Here is a 23,557-nt window from a genome sequence, read left to right as displayed (position 1 = left end):
GCGCACGGCCGAGACGCGCTATCGGCTTATTGCTGTTTCGAGGGCTCGTATTCGGGCATCCAGCGTTTCAGCTCTGCCCGTACCGCCTCGTCTTCCACCGGGTCCGCGCCTGTGATCCACTCGATGCCCCTTTCGCGGAAGCCTTCGGGCACGGGGCGCGAGCGGGCGATCCGCAGCTTGGGATGCGGGGTCTCCAGCGTCTCTTCGCAATCCGCGAGCAGCTCTTCATAGAGCTTTTCACCCGGACGCAAGCCCGTGAATTCGATGCGGATTTCCTCTTCGGTAAATCCCGAAAGGCGGATCATGTTGCGCGCCAGATCGGCGATCTTGACGGGTTCGCCCATGTCCAGCACGAAGATTTCCCCGCCATTGCCCATGGCGGCGGCCTGCAGCACCAGCCGCGCCGCTTCCGGTATGGACATGAAGTAGCGCGTAATGTCGGGGTGGGTCACCGACACCGGTCCGCCGCGAGCGATCTGCGACTGGAATCGGGGGATGACGCTGCCCGTGCTGCCCAGCACGTTCCCGAAGCGGACGATCTGGAACCGCGTCGTGCCGCCGCGCCCATGCAGCACTTCGCACACCATTTCCGCCATGCGCTTGGTGGCGCCCATCACGTTGGTGGGGTTCACGGCCTTGTCGGTCGAGATCAGGACGAAGCGTTTCGCATGGAAACGCTCGGCGCATTGAGCCACGTTCAGGGTGCCGAGCACGTTGTTGCGCACGGCTTGCCAGGCGTTTCCGATTTCCATGAGCGGCACGTGCTTGTAGGCTGCCGCGTGGAACACGATATCCGGCTTGTAGCGGGTAAAGACCTCTTCCACCCGGATCAGGTCCTTCACGTCGCCTGCCAGCGGGATGACGCGCACGGAAGGCTGGTTGTCGGTGAACCATTGCTCAATGGTGTAGAGGGCGAACTCGCTTGCCTCGTACAGGATGATGGTCGCCGGAGCGAACCGCGCAAGCTGCCGGCAAAGTTCGCTGCCGATAGAGCCGCCAGCGCCGGTCACAAGCACCTGTTTGCCGGCGATCATCTCGTGAATATTGATGTTGTCGATATAGACGGACTCGCGGCCCAGCAGATCCTCGATCTTCACGGGACGCATCATGTTGATGGCGACGCGGCCGCTCATCAGTTCGCTCAGTCCGGGCACGGTGAACAACGATGCGCCCGCGCGGGTCGCGATGTCGGACACGCGGCGCAGGGCCGGTGCCTTGGCCGACGGGATGGCCAGGATCACGTGCTTGGCGCCGTAGTCGTTCAGGATCTCGGGCAGCCTGTTGGTGCCGCCCGCCACGCGGCAGCCGGAGATTTCCAGGCCGCGCTTTGCCGGATCGTCGTCGACCAGCGCCACCACATGCCAATCGGAGCTGCGGCCCAGTTCGCGGACCAGCATGGCGCCGGCAGTGCCCGCGCCGACCACGACTACGGGCGTGCCCCGGCCCAAGCCGGCGCGGTACAGCCAGTGTTCCTTCCACATGCGCCAAGCGGCGCGTCCACCGCCCATGACCAACAGCAGCAAGAGGGGATACAGCACCAGGATGGAGCGCGGCAATGCGGGCTGGCCGCGGTTCAGGAAGGCGAATAGCAGCAGCGCGACCGTGGACGCGAGCACGACGTTCAGGACACGTTTGAGGTCCGGCAGGCTGGCGAAGATCCACATGCCGCGATACAAGCCCGCCCAGCGACAGGCGATGATCTGTACGGGCAGCAGCACGAGCAGCGCCCGGGCAATGGGACCTTCCCAGTCGGTGGGCCAGTCGAAATTGAAACGGATCAGGAACGCGCCAAACCAGGCGATGATGATCGCCGCCAGGTCAAACAGGAACACCAGAGCGGTTCGAAAGCGGGTAGGAATGATCATTTTTCTTTGAGTCTGAAATCAATCCGCGATCAGGCGTGAGCCCGGAGGCAGCACGGCGTCCGCCGGTACACGGACGCGATATCCTGCACAGGAGCCGGCTTGCAGCCACGCGCGGTCTTCGACGACCACCCCGCCGGCCAGCTGAACCCCGACTCCCAGGTGGGCGAAGTCGCCGAGCACCGTGTCGTGGTCCGCAGTGGCGTTGGCATTCACAATGACGCCGCGTCCCAGGCGCGCGCAGGCGCCGACCACCGCGCCCGCCATGATGGCGCTGCCTTGGCCGATCTCGGCCAGTTTGCTGACCCAGGCCCGCGGATGGACGATGGTCGCCAGCGGGATGCCGAGATCCGCCAGGGCATCGGTCAGGCGCTGGCGCACAGCCTGGTTGCCGATGGCGACGAGCGCCGCCTGGCAGGTGCCGGCCAGTTCCGGAAGTTGCGCGGTGGAGCCCGCGATGCGCCACTCGCCCGATTGCTGTTGGGCGGGGTATGCGTCATCGGCGAAGACTATGTCGGTCCACTCGCCCGTCAGCGCGGCGGCTTCGGCGACTGCGCGCCCATGTCCGCCGCTGCCTACGATGAGCAAGATGCCTTTCGAATTCATATTTACGCCATTTTCGCTAATGTCTAGCGGCCGAGCGCACGCTGACAGGATTCTACTCAAGATGTTTCCTGCGCCGGGCTACTAAATGTTCAGTTCTAGCTTTCGTTCAGTTTGAGCCTTCGGGCGTCCCAGCCTTAAGCAGTATTGACAGAGCGATAAGCGGTATATAGGCGCATATCGTTGCGGTGAGGCCTTCGATATATCCGGTCGATATTGCCACTGCCCAGGGAAACAGCCACAGCACGTTTATCGCAAGTACCGTCAGGGTTACCCGGCGGTGGCTGGAATATTTTCGGCTTGCATATTGGTAGGCATGAGTGCGATGCGCCTCGTATACCTTTTCCCCGCGGCACAGGCGGCGGATCAAGGTCACGGTGGCATCGATGATGAATACGCCCAGCAGCACCAGCCAGGCCCACAGCATGGCCGGAGAATGCCAGCCCGCCAGAAGGGAAAGGGCACCGAGAATCAGGCCCAGGAAGCCGCTGCCGCCATCGCCCATGAAGATCTTGGCAGGCGGGAAATTCCAGATCAGGAAGCCCGCCACCGTAGCTGCCAGCAGCGCGCTGGGAGCGGCCGCCAGCGGTTGGCCCGCCAGCACGTACAGGATGCAGCCGCCGACCGTGACGCAGAGCGCCTCGATGCTGGCGATGCCGTCGATGCCATCCATGAAATTGTAGAGATTCAGCATCCAGACCAGGTACAGGGCGCCCAGGATGGAGAGCATCCAGCCGCTTTGCAGCTCCAGGCCCCAGAGCGATACGGACGGAACTCCGCCGATCCAGTAAAGCACCCAGGCCGCCCCGGCGAAGTGGGCGAGCAGTCTCCAGCGGGCCTGAATATGGCCGTGGTCGTCCAGAAAGCCGATGAGTGCAATCCAGGCGCCGGCGCCGCCGAGCGCCAAGGCGTCCACCGGCGCGACGTTTCCGGTTGCCGCCAGGGTCCCCAATCCCACCAGGAAACTGATGACGAACGCGATGCCGCCGCCGCGCGGAGTGGGCGTCTTGTGGGAACTGCGCGCGTTCGGCACATCGATCACATTATGCGTGAGCGCATAGCGGCGCAGCGCGCCGGTCAACAGCCACGCCAGCACTGCGAATACTGCAAATAACCACCAGGGTAACGATATGGCATCCATCGTGTCGTCAAATACGGAAATGGCTGAATTCTGGCCAGTGGAAAATGGATACGTTCCGGGAATCAGAGAACGTCGACGTCGCGCAGGACGAACGGCTGGGGCTTGAAGCCGAAATCCCGCGCCGCATCGTCATGGCTAAATACCATGTCGCGATTCATGCGCTGCACCATGTCGGCATTCCAGTTGCGGTAACGCGGAATCATGCGCAGGAAAAACAGGCCGGTGTTGAACAGCCAGATCGGGACTGTCAGCAGCCGCGGCGTCCTGCCCATGGCTTTGAATATCCGCGCAACCATTTCCCGGTAGCTCAGTACCTCCGCCCCGGAAATGTTGTAGCCCTTGTTGACGGCGCCCGGCGCAAACGCGGAAAGCACAGCGGCTTGCGCCACGTCATCCACATACACAGGCTGGCGTTGTCCGCCCGCGCGTCCGAAGACGGGGAAGACATGGAGCTTGCGGATGAGGCGGACGATCTCCGACAGATTGCGATCGGTGCTGCGCCCATAGATGAGCGTGGGCCGCAGCACGGTCCAGCCGATGCCGGCGCCTTCCGCCCATTGCGCCAGCGCTTGTTCTCCCTGGGACAGACGCTGCACCAGCGCCTCTTCATAGGGATTCTGGGAAGTGACCTTGGTGTAGCGGCTGGTGGACGACAGGCAGACGACCCGCTGGGCGCCCAGTCTGCGCATGAATTCGAAGTGCTCGCCCACGACCCAGATGTGGCAGAGCGCTATCCATACGGTGATGGGGCCTGCCGCGCTGGCGGCATCTTCCGCGTGGGCGTCGGCGAGCGACACCCACTGCACGGCGTCGTTGTCGCCGGCCGGCTGGGGGCTGCGGGAAAAGGCCACCACGCGATGGCCGGCAGCGGTGAGCTTGGCCAGCACCTGCCGGCCGGCCGGGGAAGTCGCGCCCAGGACGCCCACGGTAATTGCATCGCTCATCGTCCACCCCGATCGATGTGTTGCTGCAGCAATTCGGCCAGGCGGGCAGCCTGTTTCTCGAGCTCGAAATGCTCCAGGAAATAGGCGCGCCCGCGTTCGCCCATGGCGGCACGCGCTTGCGCGGACATGCCATGCAGTTGTTCGATATTGCGGGCCAGTTGCACGGCGTCTTCGGCGGGACTGACCAGGCCGGCACCGGCTTCTTCGACGACGCGAGCACCCTCGCCGTCGATCGAGGCGAGTATGGGGCGGCCGGCGCTCAGATAGGACTGGATCTTGGCAGGCACCGTTTGCGCGTAGATTTCGCTGCGCTTGAGCGAAACGATCAGGCCCTGCGCACGCGTCAGGAACTGCGGCATCTCGCTGGACGGATAGCGTCCGGCGAGAGTGAGGTTGTCCAGGTTGCGGGACTGCTTCTGTTCCGCCAGCCAAGGCGACATGCTGCCGCTGCCGACCAGGACGATGCGGACATCGGTCAGATGCTTGATCCGTTCGGCCGCCTCGGCCAGGGTCTCGACAGCTTGCGCCGTGCCGAGATTGCCGGCGAACACGACGCAAAAGCGCGAGTCCAGTTCATCCAGCAGCGCGCGGGGCACCTGCGTATCCGCGGACAGCGTGCTGGGTGTGTCCCGCGAGCAGTTCGGGTAGTAGACGAGCTTGGCGGGGTTGGCGTAGCGCGAGACCGCTGCGATGAACGCCCGCGACTGCACCATGATCAGGCCGGAGCACGCGTAGATGCCACGCACCATCAGGCCGATCGCGCTCAGCACGAACTTGTTCTTGATGAATCCGGTCGCGCTCAGGCTTTCCGGCCACAGGTCCAACACCCACATTGCCATGGGCTTGCGCAGGCGCCACTTCAGATAGATTGCCGGAATGGCGGCAGTGATCGGAGACAGCGAAAAGACGAAGACGATATCGAACGACTTGCCCTTGGCCTGCCGCGGGAAATATCGCAGGCCATTCCAAACGAACGACAGATAGTTGCGCGCAAGATTCGCCGCGCCGCCTGCGCCGCGTGGCCGCAACGGCGCGCGATGCACGGCGACGGAGCCGGCAAACACCTCTTCCGACGCGCCTTCCGCCTGATATCCGGGGAAGATCTTCCCGTCGGGATAGTTCGGCTTCCCTGTGAAGACTTCCACGGTATGGCCTTGGGCGACCAGTGCTTCCACCAGATCGTTGATCGAGAAGGACTCGGGCCAGAAGTACTGGGTGACGAGCGCGATCTTCAATTCGCCTTTTTCCATACGACGCGATTGACGTAGTCGGTGTAGCTATGAATGATGCGCACCACCTTCTCGGACACGTTGGGCATGCTGTAGTCCGCCACCAGCCGGAAGTCGCGCTCGGCGCCGCGCGATTGATGCGCCAGCAGTTCCAGCGCCTGCAGCGCGCGGTCGGATTCCAGGCCGACCATCATCACGGAGGCCTCTTCCATGCCTTCAGGACGTTCGTGCGCTTCGCGGATGTTCAACGCCGGAAAATTCAGGATCGAGGACTCTTCCGTGATCGTGCCGCTGTCGGATAGCACCGCGCGCGAGGACACTTGCAGCTTGTTGTAGTCCTTGAAGCCCAACGGCTTCAGCAGGCGCACGTTGTCATGGAACTTGGCGCCTAGCGCGTCCACGCGCTTCTGCGTGCGCGGATGGGTGGAGACGATCACCGGCAGGCCATAGGTCGACGCTACCGTATTCAGCAGGTTCACCAGCTTGGCGAAGTTATGGTCGGAATCCACATTCTCTTCGCGGTGCGCGCTGACCACGAAAAACTGGCCGGGAGTCAGTCCAAGCCGGTCGAGCACGTCGGACGCTTCGATGCCGTCGCGATAGTGATTCAGCACTTCGAACATCGGGCTGCCGGTCTTGATGATCCGGTCGGCGGGCAGGCCTTCGCGCAGCAGGTATTCGCGCGCGATGTCGCTGTACGTGAGGTTGATGTCCGAAGTGTGATCGACGATGCGGCGGTTGATCTCTTCGGGCACGCGCTGATCAAAGCAGCGGTTGCCGGCTTCCATGTGGAAAGTCGGGATCTTGCGGCGCTTGGCGGGCAGCACAGCCATGCAGCTGTTCGTATCGCCCAGCACCAGGACCGCATCGGGCTGGATGTCGGCCAGCGCCTGGTCGGTGGCGATGATCACCTTGCCGATGGTCTCGGCGCCCGAGGCGCCTGCGGCGTTCAGAAAGTGGTCCGGCTTGCGGATGCCCAGGTCCTGGAAGAAGATCTCGTTGAGTTCGTAGTCGTAGTTCTGCCCGGTGTGGACCAGGACATGGTCGCAATGGCGATCCAGGCTCGCGAGCACGCGTGACAGCCTGATGATTTCCGGCCGGGTACCGACGACGGTGGCGACTTTGAGTTTTTTCATATCAGAGGGGGCGGGCGTAAGTGTCGGGACGGGCGCGGTCGAAGATCTCGTTGGCCCACAGCATGACGACCATTTCGTCGTCGCCGATGTTCGTGATGTCGTGCGTCCAGCCGGGCACGGTTTCCACGATTTCCGGCTTTTCGCCATCCGTGTCCTGTTCATGGAATTCGCCGGTCAGGATATGGCGGAAGCGAAAGCGCGCGCGTCCCTTGATGACCAGGAATTTCTCGGTTTTCGAGTGGTGGTAGTGGCCGCCGCGCGTCACGCCGGGATGGGCGGTGAAGTACGAAAACTGGCCGCTGTCCTGCGTCTTGAGCATTTCGACGAACACGCCTCGCGGGTCGCCGTACTTGGGCACTTCGTAGGAGAAGCGCTCGGGCGGCAGGTAGCTGACATAGGTGGCGTAGAGCGCCCGGGTCAGCCCGGTACCCACGGCCGCGGTGATCAGCGTCTGGCGGCTGTCGCGGAACGTCTCCAGCTGTGCGGCGAGGTCGCCGACCGTGATGCGGTACTGGGGCGCGACGCTGCAGAACCGGTCGTCGGCGACGGCGCCATCCATCAGTTCGACGAAGCGGGCGACGACATCGTCCACATAGACCAGGGTGATCGCGGCGGCCGGATCATTGATCTGGATGGGCAGGCCGCGGTTGATGTTGTGGCAGAACGTGGCCACCGCGGAGTTGTAGTTAGGGCGCGCCCATTTGCCGAATACGTTGGGCAGTCGGAACAGATAGACCGGCGAGCCGTGTTTGTCCGCCAATTGCGATAGCGCGTCCTCTGCTTCTCGCTTGCTCTGGCCATAGGGGTTGTCCTGGCTGGCCTGGGTCGACGAGGAATAGATCACGGGCGCGCGGCGGCCGCTGCGGACGATGCTCTCGCAAAGCTGCTGGGTCAGTCCCGCGTTGCCGCTCTGGAAATCGGCGGGGTCCTTGGGCCGGTTCACGCCGGCCAGATGGAAGATGAAGTCCGCCTGGGCCGTCAGTTCGTCCAGCCGGGAGGCGTTGTCGCCACGCGTGAAGCGCAGGACTTCGACGTCTTTGCGCTCTTCCAGCGTGGCGATGAGATTCTGCGCAACGAATCCGTTGCTGCCGGTAATGAGAACCTTCATGGCTTACTCCTCAGGCGTCACTTGCTCGCCACGCTGGATGGCTTGCATGAACTCCAGCTTGAGCAGCAGTTGCTCCATGCCGTGGGTGTCCAGACGCTGGGTATTGTGCGAGTTGTAGTCTTCGCTGCGCGAGATTTTTTCTTCGCCCTGCTCGACGAACTTCGCGTAGTTCAGGTCGCGCAGATCGGGCGGGATGCGGTAATAGTCGCCCATGTCTTCGGCGCAAGCCATTTCCTCGCGGCTCAGCAGGACTTCATACAGCTTTTCGCCGTGCCGCGTGCCGATGACGTTGATCGGATGCTCGGGCTTGCCGACCATGCGCGCCAGCGTCTTGGCCAGGGTCTGGACGGTGGCCGCGGGCGCCTTCTGCACGAAGAGGTCGCCGTTGTTGCCGTGTTCGAACGCGTACAGCACCAGATCCACCGCGTCCGACAGCGTCATCATGAAGCGGGTCATGTCGGGATCGGTGATGGACAGCGGTATGCCCGCCCGCATCTGTTCGATGAACAGGGGGATCACCGAACCGCGCGATGCCATGACGTTGCCGTAACGGGTTCCGCAGATCACCGTCTCGGTCGCGTCCAGGTCGCGCGATTTCGCGACCATGACCTTCTCCATCATGGCCTTGGAAATGCCCATGGCGTTGATGGGATAGACCGCCTTGTCCGTGCTGAGACAGACGACCTTGCTGACCTTGTTGCGGATGGCGGCCTCCAGGACGTTTTCGGTCCCGAGAATGTTGGTGTAGACCGCTTCCATCGGGTGGAATTCGCAGGAAGGCACCTGCTTGAGCGCCGCCGCGTGAAAAATATAGTCCACGCCGCGCGTGGCGTTCAGCAGGCTCTGGCTGTTGCGAACGTCGCCAATGTAGAACTTAAGCTTCGGATGCGAGTAGCGCTTGCGCATGTCGTCCTGCTTCTTCTCGTCGCGGCTGAAGATGCGGATTTCACCGATGTCGGTCTGCAGGAAACGTTTCAGGACGGCATTGCCGAAGGATCCCGTGCCGCCGGTGATGAGCAGTTTGGCGTTTGGTTTCAACATATTCGCAAGTCTCTTTCTATGGAACGACGCAATGCCGTTCAAGCGCTGCGCAGATGCGCCGCGCGCACCAGCGCTTCGCGATCGGCCAGCGTGGGGTAATTGATCAGCACGGCCTTGTACGCGCCCTTGAATACGAACAGGCTGCCGGCGCCGGCGCCGATGATTCCAAACTGCTTGATGAGTTCGCCGATGTCTGCGACGGAGCCCGCGCCGCCGAGCACTGACATCGGCACGGTCGTCACGTTGCGAATCTGTTCAACGATGCCCAGGTCATAGCCCTTCATGACGCCGTCGTGGTCGATGGAGTTGATGACGATCTCGCCCACGCCGTGCTGTTGCAATAGGGGCGCGAGTTCGACCGGATTCAGGTGCGTGTTCTTGGTGGCATTGTGCGTCCAGACCTCGTAGCGCGAACTGAAGCGCTTTTTCTTGACGTCCAGGACGGCGACAACGCTTTGCCGGCCAAGCTTTTCGGCGATCCGGCTGGCCAGCGTGGGGTCCTCGACCAGCGCGGAGCTGAGCGCGACCTTTTCCACGCCCAGGCTGATGATCGCCTGGGCCTGTTCGACCGTCTTGACGCCGCCACCGTAGCAGAACGGCATACGGCATTCGGCGGCGAGACGTTCGATCATTTTCAGATCGGGGCCGAGGCCCTTGGTCGTGGCGTCGATGTCGACGACGATCAATTCGTCGACTTCCTTTTCATTGAAGATCCGGACCGCATTGATGGGGTCGCCGACGTATTTATCGGACGAGAACTTCACGGTCTTGACCAGACCTTTATCTCGGACGAGGAGGCAGGGAATGATTCTGGGACGAAGCACGTTAGATATCCGCGAAGTTCTTCAGGAGCTGCGCACCGAATTCGTGGCTTTTCTCGGGGTGGAATTGCACGCCATACACGTTCTCGTGATTGACCGCGCAAGCGAATGTGGTGCCGTACTCAGCGCTCGCCAGGACATCGTCCTGGCTCTGGCAATCGAAGTAGTACGAATGCAGGAAGTAGAAGCGCGCATCCGTTTCCAGGCCATTGAACAACGGTGAAGCCTGGCGCGGCCGCACGTCGTTCCAGCCCATGTGAGGCAATTGGGTGCGCTGCGTGAAGTGAGTGGTATCCAGCTTGCGGACCATGCCCGGCACCCAATTCAGGCCAGGCTCCGAGCCTTCCTCGCTACCGCCCGCCAGCATCTGCATGCCGACGCATATGCCCAGCACCGGAACCTTGTCCTGCGTCACGCGCTTGACCGCGATGTCGTACATGCCGGATTCGCGGAACGAATCCATGGCGTAGTCGAAGGCGCCGACGCCAGGCAGGATCAGCTTGGTCGCGCCCGCCAGGTCATCGGCGGTACGCGCGATGGACACGGGCACCGCCATCCGGCGGTACATGTTGGCGAACGCCAGGACGTTGCCCAGGCCGTAGTCAATAATGGCGATCATCGGAAAAGCCTCTTTTCCAGGCCGAGCTTCTGCATGACGTTGGCGCCCAGGCCGATCAGCGCCTTCTTGTTGGCGTAATCGCGGAAGGTCCGGTTCGGGCCTTCGAATATTTCTTGCAGTTCGTCTTCGGTCAGGTCCAGCTTGTGCGCGACGTAACGGAACTCCTGGCGCGCGAAGTGTTCGTCGAGCTCTGGCCGGGAGATGCGGTCCAATGCTTCATCGCGCGTCATCTGGCCGGTCAGGATCAGGCTGGAGAAGTGGGCTCGACGCTTTTCGTAGCCGAACTTGCGCGGCATCCAGTAGTCTTCGTAGAAGCGCGTGAAGCGCGATTCATGGTGCTTGTGCTGGAATTTCTTCCAGCCGAAGCGCGTCTCCAGTTCCTGTTCCGCATCCGCCTTGATGTAGGGCACCAGGTTCAGAGGCTTGAAGACCTGCATGCCCAGCACGTAACGGTAGTAGAGCTTGTAGGTCAGGATGTCGACGATCGGAAAGGTCTTGAGCGGACGCTTGCCGAACTTCTTGTGGATATCCAGGATGAGGCGCTTGTCGATACCCGGATAGCCGCCCCATTCTTCGGGTTCGCGGCAGCATTCGGTCGAGTAGTTGCCGCCCGTGAGCACATACTTGAGCTTGTGCTTGTTGGCGAACTTGTACAGCCCCGAAAAGAATGCGACGTCTTGAGGCAGGTCCTGGTCGGGGATCTGCGACTTCAGGAAAGCGACCTGCAGGTCCTTCATTTCTTCCCAGTTGATGACCTCGGTGTACAGCTCCAGCCCCAGGCCATCGACGAGCTTTTCCACGTTGCCCACGGCCTGGTCGGTGTCCCAACCGGCGTCGACGTGGAACAGCAAGGGGCGCAAGCCCATCTTTTCCTTCGCGATGTAAGCCGTGTACGAGCTGTCCAGACCACCGCTCAGACCGATGATGCAGTCGAAGTCCTTGCCCTTGCCCTGTGCCTTGATCTTTTCGGCCGTGCGCATGAGCTCGGCTTCGCCGCGGGCATCGGTGTGCCAGTTGGGTTTGATCTGCGTGTCGAAATTTGCGCAGTAGTCGGATTCACCGCGTTCATCGAACGTAATGTTCGGATCGCTGGTGTCCATGATGGTGCGTGTGCAGATACGGTAACTTTGGCTCATGTTATTTCGGTACTGGCGTGAGGCTTGCGGCAAGATCCGGCGCCCCGTTCTTTCGGGTTGAACCCGATGTTGATTGACGGCGCGCCGTGAGGCGCTGGCGCGGCAGGCCTGGGCCCGCCGCGCCAGCGCCCCTGGCGGGGGCATCAGGTTCGCGAGTTGCGTTCGATTCCCTGTGCAACGGCTTGAACGATTTGCTGCACGAGATCCGTGGTCAGGTAAGGGTGCATGGGCAGGCTCATGACCTTTTCGGCCAGGCTGTCGCCTACCGGCAGGCTGACCGAGTCGTCGCGCACCGCGGGTTGCTTGTTCAACGGGATCGGGTAGTGCACGGCCGTGGGGATTCCCTGCGCTTTCAGGTGTTCCTGCAGCGCGGCCCGATGAGGCACCAGGATCGTGTATTGCGCCCATGCGCTGACGTTTCCGTCCGCGACATAAGGCGTATCGGTAAACCCGGCGGCATGGAAGGCTGCGGTATAGCTGGCGGCGACTTGATCGCGCAGGGCCAGTTCTTCATCCAGCAGCTCCAGCTTCGGCAGCAGGATGGCAGCTTGCAGCGTGTCCAGTCGGCTGTTCACGCCAATGCGGACATGGTGATAGCGCCGGTCCTGGCCGTGACGAGCGATCTGGCGGATAACGCGCGCCAGATCGGGATCGTTGGTGAAGATTGCGCCGCCATCGCCATAGCAGCCCAACGGCTTGCTCGGGAAAAAGCTGGTGCACGAGATCGCGCTGAGGTTGCAGGACTTGCGGCCCTTGTACGTCGCGCCGTAGCTCTGCGCCGCGTCCTCGATGACGGGAATGCCATGCCGTTCGGCGACGGCGTTGATCGCGTCGAGGTCGGCGCATTGGCCATACAGCGAAACCGGGATGATGGCCTTGGTGCGCGGCGTGATTGCGGCTTCGAGCTTCGCGGGATCGAGGTTGCAGGTCCGCGGGTCGACGTCCACGTAGACCGGTTTGGCGCCCAGCAGGACGACGCTCTCGGCGGTTGCGATGTAATTGAAGCCAGGGGTGATCACTTCATCGCCCGGGCCGATGCCCAGGGCCATCTGCACTATCTGCAAGGCGTCCGTGCCGTTGGCGCAGCTGATGCAGAATTCGGTGCCAGCATAGGCGGCCAGCTTCTGTTCAAGTTCCGCGACTTCCGGTCCCAGGATGAACTGGCCGTGCGCCAGCACGCGTTGGATGCCCGCATCGATCTTGTCCTTGATGCGGTTCTGCTGAGCTTTGAGGTCGACGAAATCGATCATGCTTTGGTATCCGTTTTGGTCACGACGTTGCCATTGAGGACGTATTGGGCATTGGTATGGGGGCAGACCGCGACCCCCGTACCCTCCAACGGCAGATCCAGCTGCTCACCGAATTCGCTCATCCAGCCGATCTGCCGCGCGGGCACGCCGACCATCAATGCGTAGTCGGGAACGTCGCGGTTGATGACCGCGCCGGCGCCGACGAAGGCGAACGCGCCCACGGTGACTCCGCACACCACGGTGCAATTAGCCCCCAGGGTGGCGCCGCGCTTGACCAGCGTGTCGCGATACTGATCCTTGCGTTCGATCAGCGAGCGGGGGTTGTACACGTTCGTGAAGACCATGCTGGGGCCGCAGAACACGCCGTCTTCAAGCGTGACGTTGTCGTAGACCGACACGTTGTTCTGCACCTTGCAATCGTTGCCGATAACGACCTTGTTGCCCACGAAGACGTTCTGGCCCAGCGAAACGCCGGTGCCGATGCGAGCGCCGCCGCACACATGCACGAAATGCCAGACGCGAGAGCCGTCTCCGATTTGGGCGCCGTCGTCGACGATGGCGCTGGGATGCTGGTAGTGGCTCATTTCTTCAGGAACGGGTGATAGTCGCCTGCGAGCGGGGCGATGGGCGCTTGGCGGATCGCGGCAACGGTGCTGATAGCCACTCGGTTTTCTTCCAGGCCGAAACCACGGCCGGCCAGGATTTCCTGGTAGCTGCGCGTATGCAGGTCGGTGAAGCCGCCCGAAAACTCGATTTCCTCGCCGTCCACGGTAATGGAGCGGAACGTGCGCTGCCCGGCCTCGCGCTGCGCTTGCGGGACGTCTTCGACATCCACGGAAAGGAACCACCGCACTCGTGCGTGCTCATATTCCAGGTAGCCGGCGGCCTTGGTGTCTTCGGATTTATGGACAATGTTCTCCTGCAGTGCGCCAAAAATAAAATGGAGCATGTCGAAGAAGTGCACGCCGATATTGGTGGCGATGCCGCCTGATTTCTTCAGGTCGCCCTTCCAGGACTGCAGATACCAGTGGCCGCGCGAAGTAATGTAGGTGAGGTCGACTTCATGCTTGGTCGCCTTTTTCTCTTTTTGCACTTTTTCGCGTAAGGCCATGATTGCCGGGTGCACGCGCAACTGCAGAATGGTATTTACCTTGCGGCCCGTATCACGTTCGATGTCTTGCAGGCCGTCGATATTCCAGGGATTCAATACCAACGGCTTCTCACAGATGGCATCGGCGCCTGAGCGCAATGCAAACCGCATGTGCGAATCATGAAGATAATTAGGCGAGCAGATGGAGACATAATCCACGCGCTTCGAGTCGCCCGCTCGACGCAGTTTATCCAGATGGCGATCAAATCGCTCGAATTCGGTAAAGAAGTCGGCCGTGGGAAAATGGCTGTCGATAATGCCTACGGAATCGTTCGGGTCCAACGCGGCGACCAACTCGTTGCCGGTTTCCTTGATGGCAATCATATGGCGCGGTGCGATGTATCCAGCTGCGCCGATCAGGGCAAAATTCTTCATGGAATTGTCGTGTGTCTAGCGGTAGATTAATGGGCCGGGGGCAAACGCAAAAATGACCAGGAGCAACTATGCCTTGTTGCTCGAATTCGGGTGAAAGTATATGTGCCCGCGCCACGCAATGGTGGGGTCTTTGCAACACACTGACGGCAGGCTTACAGCCTGGCTACTATGCGCTACGAATTGATAAGCGCCATCTTGGTCTGTGACGGCGAGGAGCGAGAACGTAGGGATTCTGGCGTCCCCATTTACGCGGGGGAAGCATGGTAGGCTGTCAGGACGATGGTTCACCTGCCGGCCCGACTTGTCCACCTGAGCTACGTTCTTCATGTTGGCGGCAATAGAGCGAAATAGTAGGCGAGAACGGACCCGATGCCGGGTATTGCTGGTTGGCAGAACTTGCGGCATTCGCAGGTAGCAGAGTCGCGCGCAGCAATCCCAAAGACTATACTATAGCCGTCTGTGTTCTGCCATATGCTCAGCCATTTGTAGTAGAGCTTTCATGCTCAAAATCATACGCATGGAAGCCGTTGAAGATTTTTGCCGCGCCCTTTCGGGTATTTAGCAATTTGCTGCCGAAAAATACAAACGGGAATATTCATATTTCAAGTGGCCCGTCACCGTTTAATTTTCCGATTCAGGCGCAAGTGGCGAGGTGCAATTAGTTGATTTGCACTATGTAAACCATACCTTTTCGTCGATACACTTTATAAATCGAAGCGGCCTGCCCAGAGTTCTATGAGATCTCTTGCATACATATATTCCCGAGTGTTGCGAAAATTGCGTGGCTCCGCCATTCAGAATTCCAATATCCATTCAACCTCCAAGGTCGAGTCCGGCAGCGTCGTCGTCAATTCGAGTTTTGATCGTCATTCATTCTGTGGCTACGACTGCACCTTTCTGAATACCCGCGTTGGCGCGTTTTGTTCGATCGCCAACGGCGTGGTGGTGGGCGGAGCCCGGCACCCAATCGAGTACGTGTCCACCAGCCCCGTGTTCCTGTCGCACAAGGACAGCGTCAAAACCAAGCTTTCGCGTCATGTCTACTCGTGGGAGCCCGAAACACGGATCGGCAACGATGTCTGGATCGGCGAACGGGTGCTGATAAAGGGCGGCGTATCGATCGGCGATGGCGCGGTGATTGGCATGGGCAGCGTCGTAACCAAGGACGTGCCAGCGTATTCGATAGTGGGCGGCAATCCCGCGCGACTGATTCGGCGCCGGTTTCCGGACGACGTGATCGCTGCGCTGGAGCGTTTGCGCTGGTGGTCGTTGACCGACGAAGAAATAACAGAGATGGCGCCGTTGTTTGTGGATCCGGTCGCGCTCCTCAAGAAGAAAGGGCTGCTGTGAAGATTGTCCATTTTTGCGTCTCCTGTTTTTATATCGACGGCTACAGGTACCAAGAGAACGAACTGATCCGCGAGCACGTCAAGGCGGGGCACGAAGTCACTGTGGTCGCGTCCACGGAAACCTTCGTGAACAATATGGACCTTGGCTATACCGAGCCCGGCACTTATGTCGGCGCGGAGGGCGCCAAGGTAATCCGGTTGCCCTATTCAGGACCATTCCCGAGCGCTGTGCGACGCAAGCTGCGGGTGCATCCGGGCATTGACCACATTCTGGAAGAAATCAAGCCGGATGCCATCATGTTCCACGGCCTGTGTGGCTGGGAACTGCTGACGGTGGCCCGATACGTGAAACGGCATCCGGGCGTGATCTTTTATGCCGATAGCCACGAAGACGCCAATAACAGCGCGACGAACTTCATATCTAAGCATCTGCTGCACGGCCAGTATTATCGGCGCATTATTCAGGCATGCCTGCCTTATATCGCGAAGGTGCTCTGCATTTCGCTGGAGACCATGGAATTCTGTCATGCACAGTACGGCATTCCGAGGGAAAAGCTGGAGTTCTTTCCCTTGGGCGGAAATGTGCTGGACGACGCCGCCTATGCGGACGTCCGCCAGCGCACGCGCGAGAAGTACGGGTTCGCCGACGACGAGGTGGTTTTCCTCCAGTCTGGAAAAATAGACGCCAAGAAAAAATTGGCGGACAGTTTGCGGGCGTTTGCCAGGACGTCGGATCCAAAACTGAAGTTTGTCGTGGCCGGAGCCATTTCCGAGACGGTCGCTCCCGAAATAAACCCACTGATGGCGGCCGATTCCAGAGTCAGTTTTCTGGGATGGAAGACGTCCGAGGAGCTGCACGAACTGCTGTGCGCGGCCGACGTCTACGTGCAGCCGGGGAGCCAGTCGGCATCCATGCAGGCCGCGCTGTGCTGCCGGCGTCCGGTCATCGTGGACGATGTGCTCAGCCACCAGCCCTTTGTGGCGGGCAACGGCTGGTTGGTTCGCAATGGCGCCGATCTGCAAGAGGTCTTTCTTGCCATCGAAGCAGACAAATCGCAGCTGGAAGCGATGTCCCAGGGCTCGTTTGAAGTGGCGCGTCGCCTGTTGGACTATTCGCAGATGGCACGCCGCATTCTGCAGTAGCGCATTGTCCGAGCAGTCAGGTTTCCAGGTAATCCGTATTCCTGTCCGAATCTCCGCGCGAAACAGGCTCGCGGGCTCGGCTCATCTCTAAAGCGTGCTGAAAGCCAGTGAAATTACTAAAAAGCGATTTTTCCAAGAACGTACTCACTGTGCTCAGCGGTAGTTCGCTGGCATTGCTCATCGCGCTCCTGCTCAGCCCTCTGTTGTCGCGGTTTTTTTCGCCGGAACAGTTCGGGTACCTTGCCGTTTATGCGTCGCTTGCAGCCATCGGCTCGGTTTTCGCTTCGCTTCGGTTCGAGCTGACCATAGTCTTGGCGCCCACGGACCGGTACGCCTATTATCTGTTGCTCCTGGCCTTTGGGCTGACAGGCATTTTCAGCGCTGGCTTTATCGTTCTGTCGGGGATCGTCGTGATGGCGATCCCCGATCTGATCGCCAGGCATATTCCCCCGTTTGTCATATTTCCGATGTTGACGGTGGGCATCTTCCTGACCACGGCCAACCTGATCCTGACGTCCTGGGGGACTCGCCGCAAGCGCTACAAAGGCATTTCGCAGGCCCGGGTCATTCAGGCGCTGACGCTGTGTTCGGGGCAGGTGGCGCTCGGCGCGCTTTCCCTGAGTGGTTTCGGCTTGATCCTTGGACATGCGCTTGGCGCAGCCTGCATGATGCTCAAGCTCTTGCAAGAGTATGCAGACGAATTTCGCCGGTTCTGGCGTACGGCAAGCCTGAAGCGGGTGGTCGCCGTGGCCAAGCGCTACAAGGACTTTCCGCGTTTCATGGTCATTGGGCAATTGGCGAACGTGGTGTCGGGCCAGGCGCCCGTCATTCTTCTGGCGTTTCTATACGACTCTCACGCCGTTGGCCTCTATTCCCTGCCTGAACGGGTGCTGGTCATGCCATGCGCCTTTATCGCGTCCTCGATCGGAGAGGTGTATCGCCAGGAGGCTGCGGCCACATTCAATCGCATTGGAAACTGCCGTTCCGTATTCCTGAAGACTGCCAAGAAACTGGCGATTCTCGGAGCGGTTCCCGCAGTGGTCACCATGGCCGCCTCTCCGTTCTTTTTTTCCATCGTCTTCGGCGACGCGTGGGCCGAAGCCGGAAAAATAGCGGCAGTCTTGGGAGCCTTGATCTTTTTCCAGACGGTGGTTTCGCCGTTGAGCTACACGGTTCTGCTGACCAAGATGTACCGGCTGGATCTGATCTGGCAAGTGACCCGCCTTGTCTTGGTCGGCGTGGGAATATGGGCAGGATATTATTTCCTGAATTCCCTGTTCTACTCCGTGGTGTTCCTGGTCGCGGCGTACTGCGTCATGTATGCCTTGCACTTCGTCCTGCAGTACAAGGCGGCATGCGGCCAAACCGTCGGAGGCAAACCGGTGTCGGCCTGAGCGCGCGGCGGCGGGAATGCCGCCATCTGGGAAGGTTGCGGTGAAAGGGGCTCAAGCCCGGCGCGCTTGTCCGACCTGATTCGCCGTGATCCAGGTGCCATAGAAGAACAGCAGCCAGATGATGCCCCCGAAAGACGTCAGCATCGTGAAGAACGAGACGTTTACCAGGGCGAGCCCGATAGGCAGCAGCAACGGCAGTACGAGTCGGCGGTTCCAGTCCCGGGTTGCACGATCCAGAAGGATCAACCACGCCGCCAGCAGGATGCTGATGACAATGATGCCGATGGGGCCCAGGGCTGCGGCGCCATCAGTGGCGAAGAGGCTGGCGTTCGAGTTGCTTTCCACATTGAACGAGCGCTCGGCGAGAATCCGCCCGAGCATCGGCCATTTCCTGTCGAAATCGAGCAGGCTGGGCGCGGCAACGAACTTGTTGACACCGGATACGTGGGACCAGTAGGTGTATCCCAGCCGCGAAAACAAGTCGTAATACTGCGCCACAAAGACGCCCGGGTAAGCGATAAGCCGGGTCAGGAAGTAAAAACCGAGCTTCTCGAATATTCCTATGAAGCGCCAGAGAAAGGCGATCAGCAAAGTCAGTGTGGAGAAACCCAGGGTCAGCACCGCCACATGCCGCGCCTCCATCAGGCCGCGCCGCACGATCTGGTAAAGCAGATACATCGCGATGGGAAGCAGGAATACCGTCCGCTCCGCGGTAATCATGTAGGTAATAAGAAAACCGCACAATGCAAACACTATTGCGAGCGGGCGCTTATTTGCCAAGCCGTAGGCAAACAGGAAAGGGCTGAAGAGATAAGCAAAATAGACCTGCGCATAGCCAACGACGAGTGAAGTGGCCGCACCTTTTTCTCGCTGGTCGTAGACGTTTTCCAGGCTCTGGAAGCTCATGCTGTTGTGGTAAATCGCCACGAGCATCAAGCAGCAAAATAACCAGGCCAGGAAGAATATCGAGACAATCCGTTTGCTGGGAATATAGGCCGGAGCGGCTGCCGGTTCCGCGCCGAAGGCTCGCACCGAGGCGAACAGCAAGGTCATGCCGAGCGAAAAGGCTCCCATCAGGTAGCCATATTTATCTATGCTTTCGTCGTGATTTTCCAGATTAATGACGACGGCCGGAACAAAAACGAGCAGAAACAACAGCAGCAGGATGACGGAAGAAGCCCGATTGAATTTGAGCGGCATGGCCAGCGTGGGCATCACCAGCGCAACAATGATCGCGACAATTTTTGCAATGTCGAGCGATGGCTCGAAAAACCCCCAATAGGCCTGCTCCGAACTGAGGTAGAGCGCATGCGATACGGAAATCGAAGCTCCGTAAACCAGCACGGAACACAGCAGTAATAATCTAGCTTTCGAAGCAGTCGGAAGGCGGCGAGCGGGCATATGATCTAGCTGCGTAATCCGTCCCTGGCAGCGGCGGCGCGACCGGCGCGGCCGGAGCAGGGGCGGGTAATGCGGCGGGTGCGTGGCCGGGGCCGGGTTTCAGTTGCGGTTGGGCACAAGCCACGCGCGGAAGGCGAAGAGGGCCACCATGAACGCAAACCCTAACAACGCTCCGACAAAGGCAGCAATGATCTTGCTGGGGCTCCGGGGCGTTTCGGTGACGTAGATCGGCGCTTCGAGGCGGGTGTTATATGTCTTGGCCTCTTGGAGTTGATCTTTCAGGATGGTCTGCTGTTCCACAAACCGCGCATGTTCCACTTCGTTCGCCCGCAACAGATAGGAAACCATGACCGGATCGGGCTGTGATTGCCCGCTTTTCACCGCATTGCTCTCTATGCTGTTGAGTATGGTCTGGCGTTCCTTCAAGTTGCTCTCGATCGAATTCGCCAAACTCGCAAGCCGTTCCTTCTTTTCCTCGACGGCGACATTCAACAGGGCCTGGTGTTCGCGCTGCAGGACGGCGAGAGCGCCCATCAGGAGTTTTTGGGCATCTTCTTTGGTATATCCATCCACCTGCATCTGGAAAAGGCTGGGGCCTCTCTGGATTAGCGTGGTGAGCGTTTTTCTTGCCAGCTTTGCCCTCTCATCGCCGTATATATCGATGGGCATCTCGGCTGCGCGAAGCGCGTCCTGGATGAAGGACGGAAATTGAGTGCGGGCGAGCACAGCCGCAGGATCGGTCACGGGACCCGAGCCGCCAACCTGGCCAATTTTCGCCAGTGCAATGGCTGGCCACAATTTCGGTTGTGCCATAACAATGGCGACTGCAATAACGACGCCCACCAATGCGCCAGCGATGATGGGCAGCCAGTGCGAAATAAGGATTTTCTGCAGGAAGCGATCATTTTCAGAATCGCTGTAAGGAGATGAACTCATAATGGTCTTCGTCGTATCGATATTCGTCGCGTGGCGTCTATGCGCGGCAATATCGCCGCCAGCAGGTTCCTCATAAGCACTCGGTATGAGAGATTTTTGCCCGCCTTGCGCAGGATGAATCTGATTTTTACCGGTGGCGCTTGAGAGGAGTCTGATTTTTGGCATTATGCCGGGCTCCCGCCGTGTCGTCACAATGATGATGCATAAATCTGTTAGAAGATTGTGACCTGATGCGTGGGGCGCGCGATGCTATGCGGGGCCATCAAAATGTGCTAAGTGGCGGGCTATCGGGGACAGCCTCGTCCCTCCCGCAGCGCACAACGTATGTTGTTGTACATTCGCTCTTTCGACCGTATTGCTCATGATTTGATGCCAACCCGCATTCTCATTGTCCGAACCTCGTCCCTGGGCGATCTGGTGCACATGCTGCCGGCAATATCCGACATCGCGCGCCACGTGCCGGACGCCGAAATCGACTGGATAGCAGAAGAAGCATTCGCCGAGATTCCCGGTTGGCATCCCGCAGTCAATGAGGTCATCAAAGTAGCGCACCGACGCTGGCGCAAGGCATGGTGGTCGTCGCAGGTCCGGGCCGAACGGCACGCACTGAAAGAGCGCTTGCGCGCCAAGCAATATGACATCGTGCTCGACATGCAGGCGCTGCTCAAATCCGCCTGGCTGGTTCGCCAGGCGCGAGGCGTGCGGCATGGCTTGGACTGGCGTTCGGCGCGCGAGCCGCTGGCGTCGCTTTTCTATAACGTGCGACACCGGGTCGAGTTCTGGCAACCGGCCGTCATACGTCAGCGCAAGCTCGCCGCGTTGACATTCGGCTACCAATACGCCGGCCAGCCCGATTTCGGGCTGCAGGCGTTTTCGCGCCAGGCAGCGCAGGCCGGGAACGCAGAGGCCATGGCGGAAAACGAGCCGGCCGATCCGCCGCGGTTGCATCATCTGGATACCGACCGGGGTTATGCAGTCATCATGCCGTCGGCCAGCCGCGACGACAAACTCTGGCCGGAAGATGATTGGCGCGCCGTATTCCGCCGCTTGCGCGATGCCGGCTGCACGCTGCGCTTGCTGTGCGGCAACGAAGCGGAGGCCCAGCGCGCCCGTTTGCTGGTGGCCGGCATGGATGGCGCCGAGGTGATGCCCCGCATGGATCTGACTGCCGTGGCGCGCCTTTTGGCCGGTTCGCGCCTGATGGTTGGGCTCGATAGCGGGTTGACCCACCTATCGGCCGCCCTGGGTCGTCCCACTATCGGTATCTACCGCGCTTCCACACCCGTACGCACGCCGCTGGTCGGCTCCAGCTACACCGCCAGCCTGGGCGACCGCGGGGCTTCGCCGTCGCGCGAGGCCGTGATGGCGGCGGTGGAACAGGCTTTGGCCGCCCAGTGACATGAACCGCGGCGTCTACTCGCTGGCGCTCAGGGCATTGTCACCGCTGGTCTGGCTCTGGATGGGCCACCGCGCCAGGCGCGCAGGGGGCCAATGGGAAATCTTTTCCCCGGAACGCTTCGGCCGCGTCGCCGGGGCGCATGCTGCATCTTGGACCGCGCCCGTCTGGGTGCACGCCGTCAGCCTGGGCGAGACCCGCGCGGCGCAGCCCCTGCTGCAGGCGTTGCTGGACCGCGGCTTGCCGGTGTTGCTTACACACATGACGGCCACCGGCCGCGCCGAGGGCGCGCGCCTGTTTGCCGAGGCCATCGCCCGCGGGCAGTTGCGCCAGGCGTGGCTGCCCTACGACTTCCCCGGCGCGGCGCGGCGCTTCATGGCGGCCTATCGGCCCCGCTGCGGGTTGCTCATCGAGCGCGAAATCTGGCCGAACCTGCTGGCCGCGGCCCGGGGGGCAAAAGTACCCATGGCGCTCGTGAGCGCCCGGTTCTCGGCGTCTTCCTTGCGCCAGGCGGGCAGGATGGGCGGCGTGATGCGCGAAGCCCTCGGAGGCCTGGACGCGGTGCTGGCGCAAACCTCGGAGGATGCGGCCAGGCTGGTGCAGGCGGGCGCGCCGCAACCTGTGGTGACGGGGAACCTGAAATTCGATCTCGTCCTGCCTGCGGCGCAAGTCGGCGCGGGGCAGGCCTGGCACGAACGGCTGGGCCGGCGCGTGGTGGCCGTGGCCAGCACGCGCGAGGGCGAGGACGGCGGCTTCATCCAGGCCATCAAAGGCCAATCGGCGCTGCGGGGAGCGCCATTGTTCCTGCTGATTCCGCGGCATCCTCAGCGTTTTGACGAGGCCGCGCGCCTCTTGTCGGAGGCCGGGCTGCCATATGTCCGGCGCTCACAGGGCGCGGAGCCCGGGCCGGATACCGCGGTCATGCTGGGGGATACGCTGGGCGAGATGGCTTTCTACTATGCGGCTGCGGATGTCGCGATCGTGGCAGGGAGCTTTGCGCCGCTGGGCGGCCAGAATCTGATCGAGGCCTGCGCAGCGGGCGTGCCGGTCATCGTGGGTCCGCATACGTTCAATTTCAAGCAGGCAGCGGAAGACGCCATTGCGGCAGGCGCCGCACTGCGCGCGCCCGATACCGGCCAAGCAGTGGAGGCCGCCATGGCGCTGCTGGGCGACGAAGCGCGCCGGCGGCGCGCGGCGCAGGCGGCGCTGGCGTGGTTTCGCATGCATTCCGGCGCCACGGGACGCACGCTCGAGGCATTGGCGCCCTGGCTGGAGACGCAAACTCCGGGATAGCGCTGCGATTCGCCTGCGCCACGGGGCGCCAGCCCGGAATCCTTCATCAAGGCGCGGCGCGAGGGGGCGTAGTCCTGGGAACCAAGGTGACGGCGCCGGGATTCAGTTCCTGGTTGAAGCGCCGCGGATCGCGGCCTTCGTCTTCTGGGCGCACCCCCAGCCAACCCTGACCCAACGCATAGACCCCCAGATTTGCAAGCAGGATGAGGATGAAGAGCACGCGCATGGCC

At 61.1% G+C, this 23,557-nt stretch carries 22 protein-coding genes; 5 read left to right on the top strand and 17 right to left on the bottom strand.

Annotation, left to right across the window (positions count from 1 at the left end):
* Positions 1 to 26: 26 nt before the first annotated feature.
* From VCS63_RS02020 to VCS63_RS01955, 14 genes are all read right to left on the bottom strand, one after another.
* Positions 27 to 1,865 carry a polysaccharide biosynthesis protein gene (locus VCS63_RS02020; protein ID WP_063641494.1) on the bottom strand — a complete coding sequence of 613 codons (1,839 nt, stop codon included), beginning with the start codon at positions 1,863 to 1,865 and terminating at the stop codon, positions 27 to 29.
* Between the two features lie 18 nt (positions 1,866 to 1,883).
* The gene (locus VCS63_RS02015) at positions 1,884 to 2,468 is read right to left on the bottom strand and encodes an acetyltransferase (protein WP_063641493.1); all 585 of its coding nucleotides are present in this window, start codon (positions 2,466 to 2,468) and stop codon (positions 1,884 to 1,886) included.
* Between the two features lie 106 nt (positions 2,469 to 2,574).
* Entirely contained in the window at positions 2,575 to 3,561 is a 987-nt protein-coding gene (locus VCS63_RS02010) for an MraY family glycosyltransferase (protein WP_238913714.1), read from the bottom strand.
* A gap of 107 nt (positions 3,562 to 3,668) precedes the next feature.
* Positions 3,669 to 4,550, bottom strand: coding sequence for an NAD-dependent epimerase/dehydratase family protein (locus VCS63_RS02005; RefSeq protein ID WP_063961787.1), 882 nt, complete (start codon positions 4,548 to 4,550; stop codon positions 3,669 to 3,671).
* The gene (locus VCS63_RS02000; RefSeq protein WP_164793560.1) at positions 4,547 to 5,785 is read right to left on the bottom strand and encodes a glycosyltransferase family 4 protein; all 1,239 of its coding nucleotides are present in this window, start codon (positions 5,783 to 5,785) and stop codon (positions 4,547 to 4,549) included. The genes VCS63_RS02005 and VCS63_RS02000 overlap by 4 nt, the downstream gene beginning before the upstream one ends.
* Complete coding sequence (wecB, locus tag VCS63_RS01995; protein ID WP_063641489.1) at positions 5,782 to 6,915, bottom strand: non-hydrolyzing UDP-N-acetylglucosamine 2-epimerase; 1,134 nt, start codon at positions 6,913 to 6,915, stop codon at positions 5,782 to 5,784. The genes VCS63_RS02000 and wecB overlap by 4 nt, the downstream gene beginning before the upstream one ends.
* 1 nt (position 6,916) lies before the next feature.
* On the bottom strand, positions 6,917 to 8,023 hold the full coding sequence (gene wbjC, locus VCS63_RS01990; protein WP_063641488.1) for a UDP-2-acetamido-2,6-beta-L-arabino-hexul-4-ose reductase: 1,107 nt from the start codon (positions 8,021 to 8,023) through the stop codon (positions 6,917 to 6,919).
* A gap of 3 nt (positions 8,024 to 8,026) precedes the next feature.
* Positions 8,027 to 9,064, bottom strand: coding sequence for a polysaccharide biosynthesis protein (locus tag VCS63_RS01985; protein ID WP_063641487.1), 1,038 nt, complete (start codon positions 9,062 to 9,064; stop codon positions 8,027 to 8,029).
* Positions 9,065 to 9,102: 38 nt separating this feature from the next.
* On the bottom strand, positions 9,103 to 9,888 hold the full coding sequence (locus VCS63_RS01980) for an AglZ/HisF2 family acetamidino modification protein (RefSeq protein ID WP_063641486.1): 786 nt from the start codon (positions 9,886 to 9,888) through the stop codon (positions 9,103 to 9,105).
* Position 9,889: 1 nt separating this feature from the next.
* Positions 9,890 to 10,504 carry an imidazole glycerol phosphate synthase subunit HisH gene (gene hisH, locus VCS63_RS01975; protein ID WP_063641485.1) on the bottom strand — a complete coding sequence of 205 codons (615 nt, stop codon included), beginning with the start codon at positions 10,502 to 10,504 and terminating at the stop codon, positions 9,890 to 9,892.
* Positions 10,501 to 11,640 carry an N-acetyl sugar amidotransferase gene (locus VCS63_RS01970; RefSeq protein WP_063641484.1) on the bottom strand — a complete coding sequence of 380 codons (1,140 nt, stop codon included), beginning with the start codon at positions 11,638 to 11,640 and terminating at the stop codon, positions 10,501 to 10,503. Before VCS63_RS01970 ends, hisH begins: the two co-directional genes overlap by 4 nt.
* Before the next feature lie 143 nt (positions 11,641 to 11,783).
* Complete coding sequence (locus tag VCS63_RS01965) at positions 11,784 to 12,890, bottom strand: DegT/DnrJ/EryC1/StrS family aminotransferase (protein ID WP_063641483.1); 1,107 nt, start codon at positions 12,888 to 12,890, stop codon at positions 11,784 to 11,786.
* Positions 12,887 to 13,474: a UDP-2-acetamido-3-amino-2,3-dideoxy-D-glucuronate N-acetyltransferase gene (wbpD, locus tag VCS63_RS01960; RefSeq protein ID WP_063641482.1), complete on the bottom strand. Its 588-nt coding sequence runs from the start codon at positions 13,472 to 13,474 to the stop codon at positions 12,887 to 12,889. Before wbpD ends, VCS63_RS01965 begins: the two co-directional genes overlap by 4 nt.
* Positions 13,471 to 14,415, bottom strand: coding sequence for a Gfo/Idh/MocA family oxidoreductase (locus VCS63_RS01955; protein ID WP_063641481.1), 945 nt, complete (start codon positions 14,413 to 14,415; stop codon positions 13,471 to 13,473). Before VCS63_RS01955 ends, wbpD begins: the two co-directional genes overlap by 4 nt.
* 765 nt (positions 14,416 to 15,180) lie before the next feature.
* Here VCS63_RS01955 and VCS63_RS01950 point away from each other — a divergent pair.
* The 3 genes from VCS63_RS01950 (at position 15,181) to VCS63_RS01940 (ending at position 18,301) form a co-directional block, all read left to right on the top strand.
* Positions 15,181 to 15,765, top strand: coding sequence for a CatB-related O-acetyltransferase (locus VCS63_RS01950; protein ID WP_232033767.1), 585 nt, complete (start codon positions 15,181 to 15,183; stop codon positions 15,763 to 15,765).
* Positions 15,762 to 16,907, top strand: coding sequence for a glycosyltransferase family 4 protein (locus VCS63_RS01945; RefSeq protein WP_238913712.1), 1,146 nt, complete (start codon positions 15,762 to 15,764; stop codon positions 16,905 to 16,907). The genes VCS63_RS01950 and VCS63_RS01945 overlap by 4 nt, the downstream gene beginning before the upstream one ends.
* 107 nt (positions 16,908 to 17,014) lie before the next feature.
* Positions 17,015 to 18,301, top strand: coding sequence for a lipopolysaccharide biosynthesis protein (locus VCS63_RS01940; protein ID WP_063961789.1), 1,287 nt, complete (start codon positions 17,015 to 17,017; stop codon positions 18,299 to 18,301).
* A gap of 51 nt (positions 18,302 to 18,352) precedes the next feature.
* Here the strand turns inward: VCS63_RS01940 and VCS63_RS01935 are convergent, their stop codons facing one another.
* Together VCS63_RS01935 and VCS63_RS01930 are read right to left on the bottom strand one after the other, a co-directional pair.
* Positions 18,353 to 19,702 carry a hypothetical protein gene (locus tag VCS63_RS01935; protein ID WP_063641478.1) on the bottom strand — a complete coding sequence of 450 codons (1,350 nt, stop codon included), beginning with the start codon at positions 19,700 to 19,702 and terminating at the stop codon, positions 18,353 to 18,355.
* 99 nt (positions 19,703 to 19,801) lie between these two features.
* On the bottom strand, positions 19,802 to 20,803 hold the full coding sequence (locus VCS63_RS01930; protein WP_323878119.1) for a hypothetical protein: 1,002 nt from the start codon (positions 20,801 to 20,803) through the stop codon (positions 19,802 to 19,804).
* Between the two features lie 204 nt (positions 20,804 to 21,007).
* Here VCS63_RS01930 and waaC point away from each other — a divergent pair, with 204 nt between their 5' ends.
* Positions 21,008 to 22,036, top strand: a complete 1,029-nt coding sequence (gene waaC / locus VCS63_RS01925; RefSeq protein ID WP_042796000.1) for a lipopolysaccharide heptosyltransferase I — start codon at positions 21,008 to 21,010, stop codon at positions 22,034 to 22,036.
* Position 22,037: 1 nt separating this feature from the next.
* Entirely contained in the window at positions 22,038 to 23,327 is a 1,290-nt protein-coding gene (locus VCS63_RS01920; RefSeq protein WP_112966758.1) for a 3-deoxy-D-manno-octulosonic acid transferase, read from the top strand.
* A 46-nt stretch (positions 23,328 to 23,373) separates the two neighbouring features.
* Here the strand turns inward: VCS63_RS01920 and VCS63_RS01915 are convergent, their stop codons facing one another.
* Entirely contained in the window at positions 23,374 to 23,553 is a 180-nt protein-coding gene (locus tag VCS63_RS01915) for a hypothetical protein (RefSeq protein ID WP_042796002.1), read from the bottom strand.
* Positions 23,554 to 23,557: the final 4 nt, after the last annotated feature.

Source organism: Achromobacter sp. D10 (assembly GCF_035282245.1).
GTDB classification, from domain to species: domain Bacteria; phylum Pseudomonadota; class Gammaproteobacteria; order Burkholderiales; family Burkholderiaceae_B; genus Achromobacter; species Achromobacter insolitus.
Note: the sequence above shows the minus strand (reverse complement) of the source record. Positions and strands in the feature narration are given on the sequence as shown.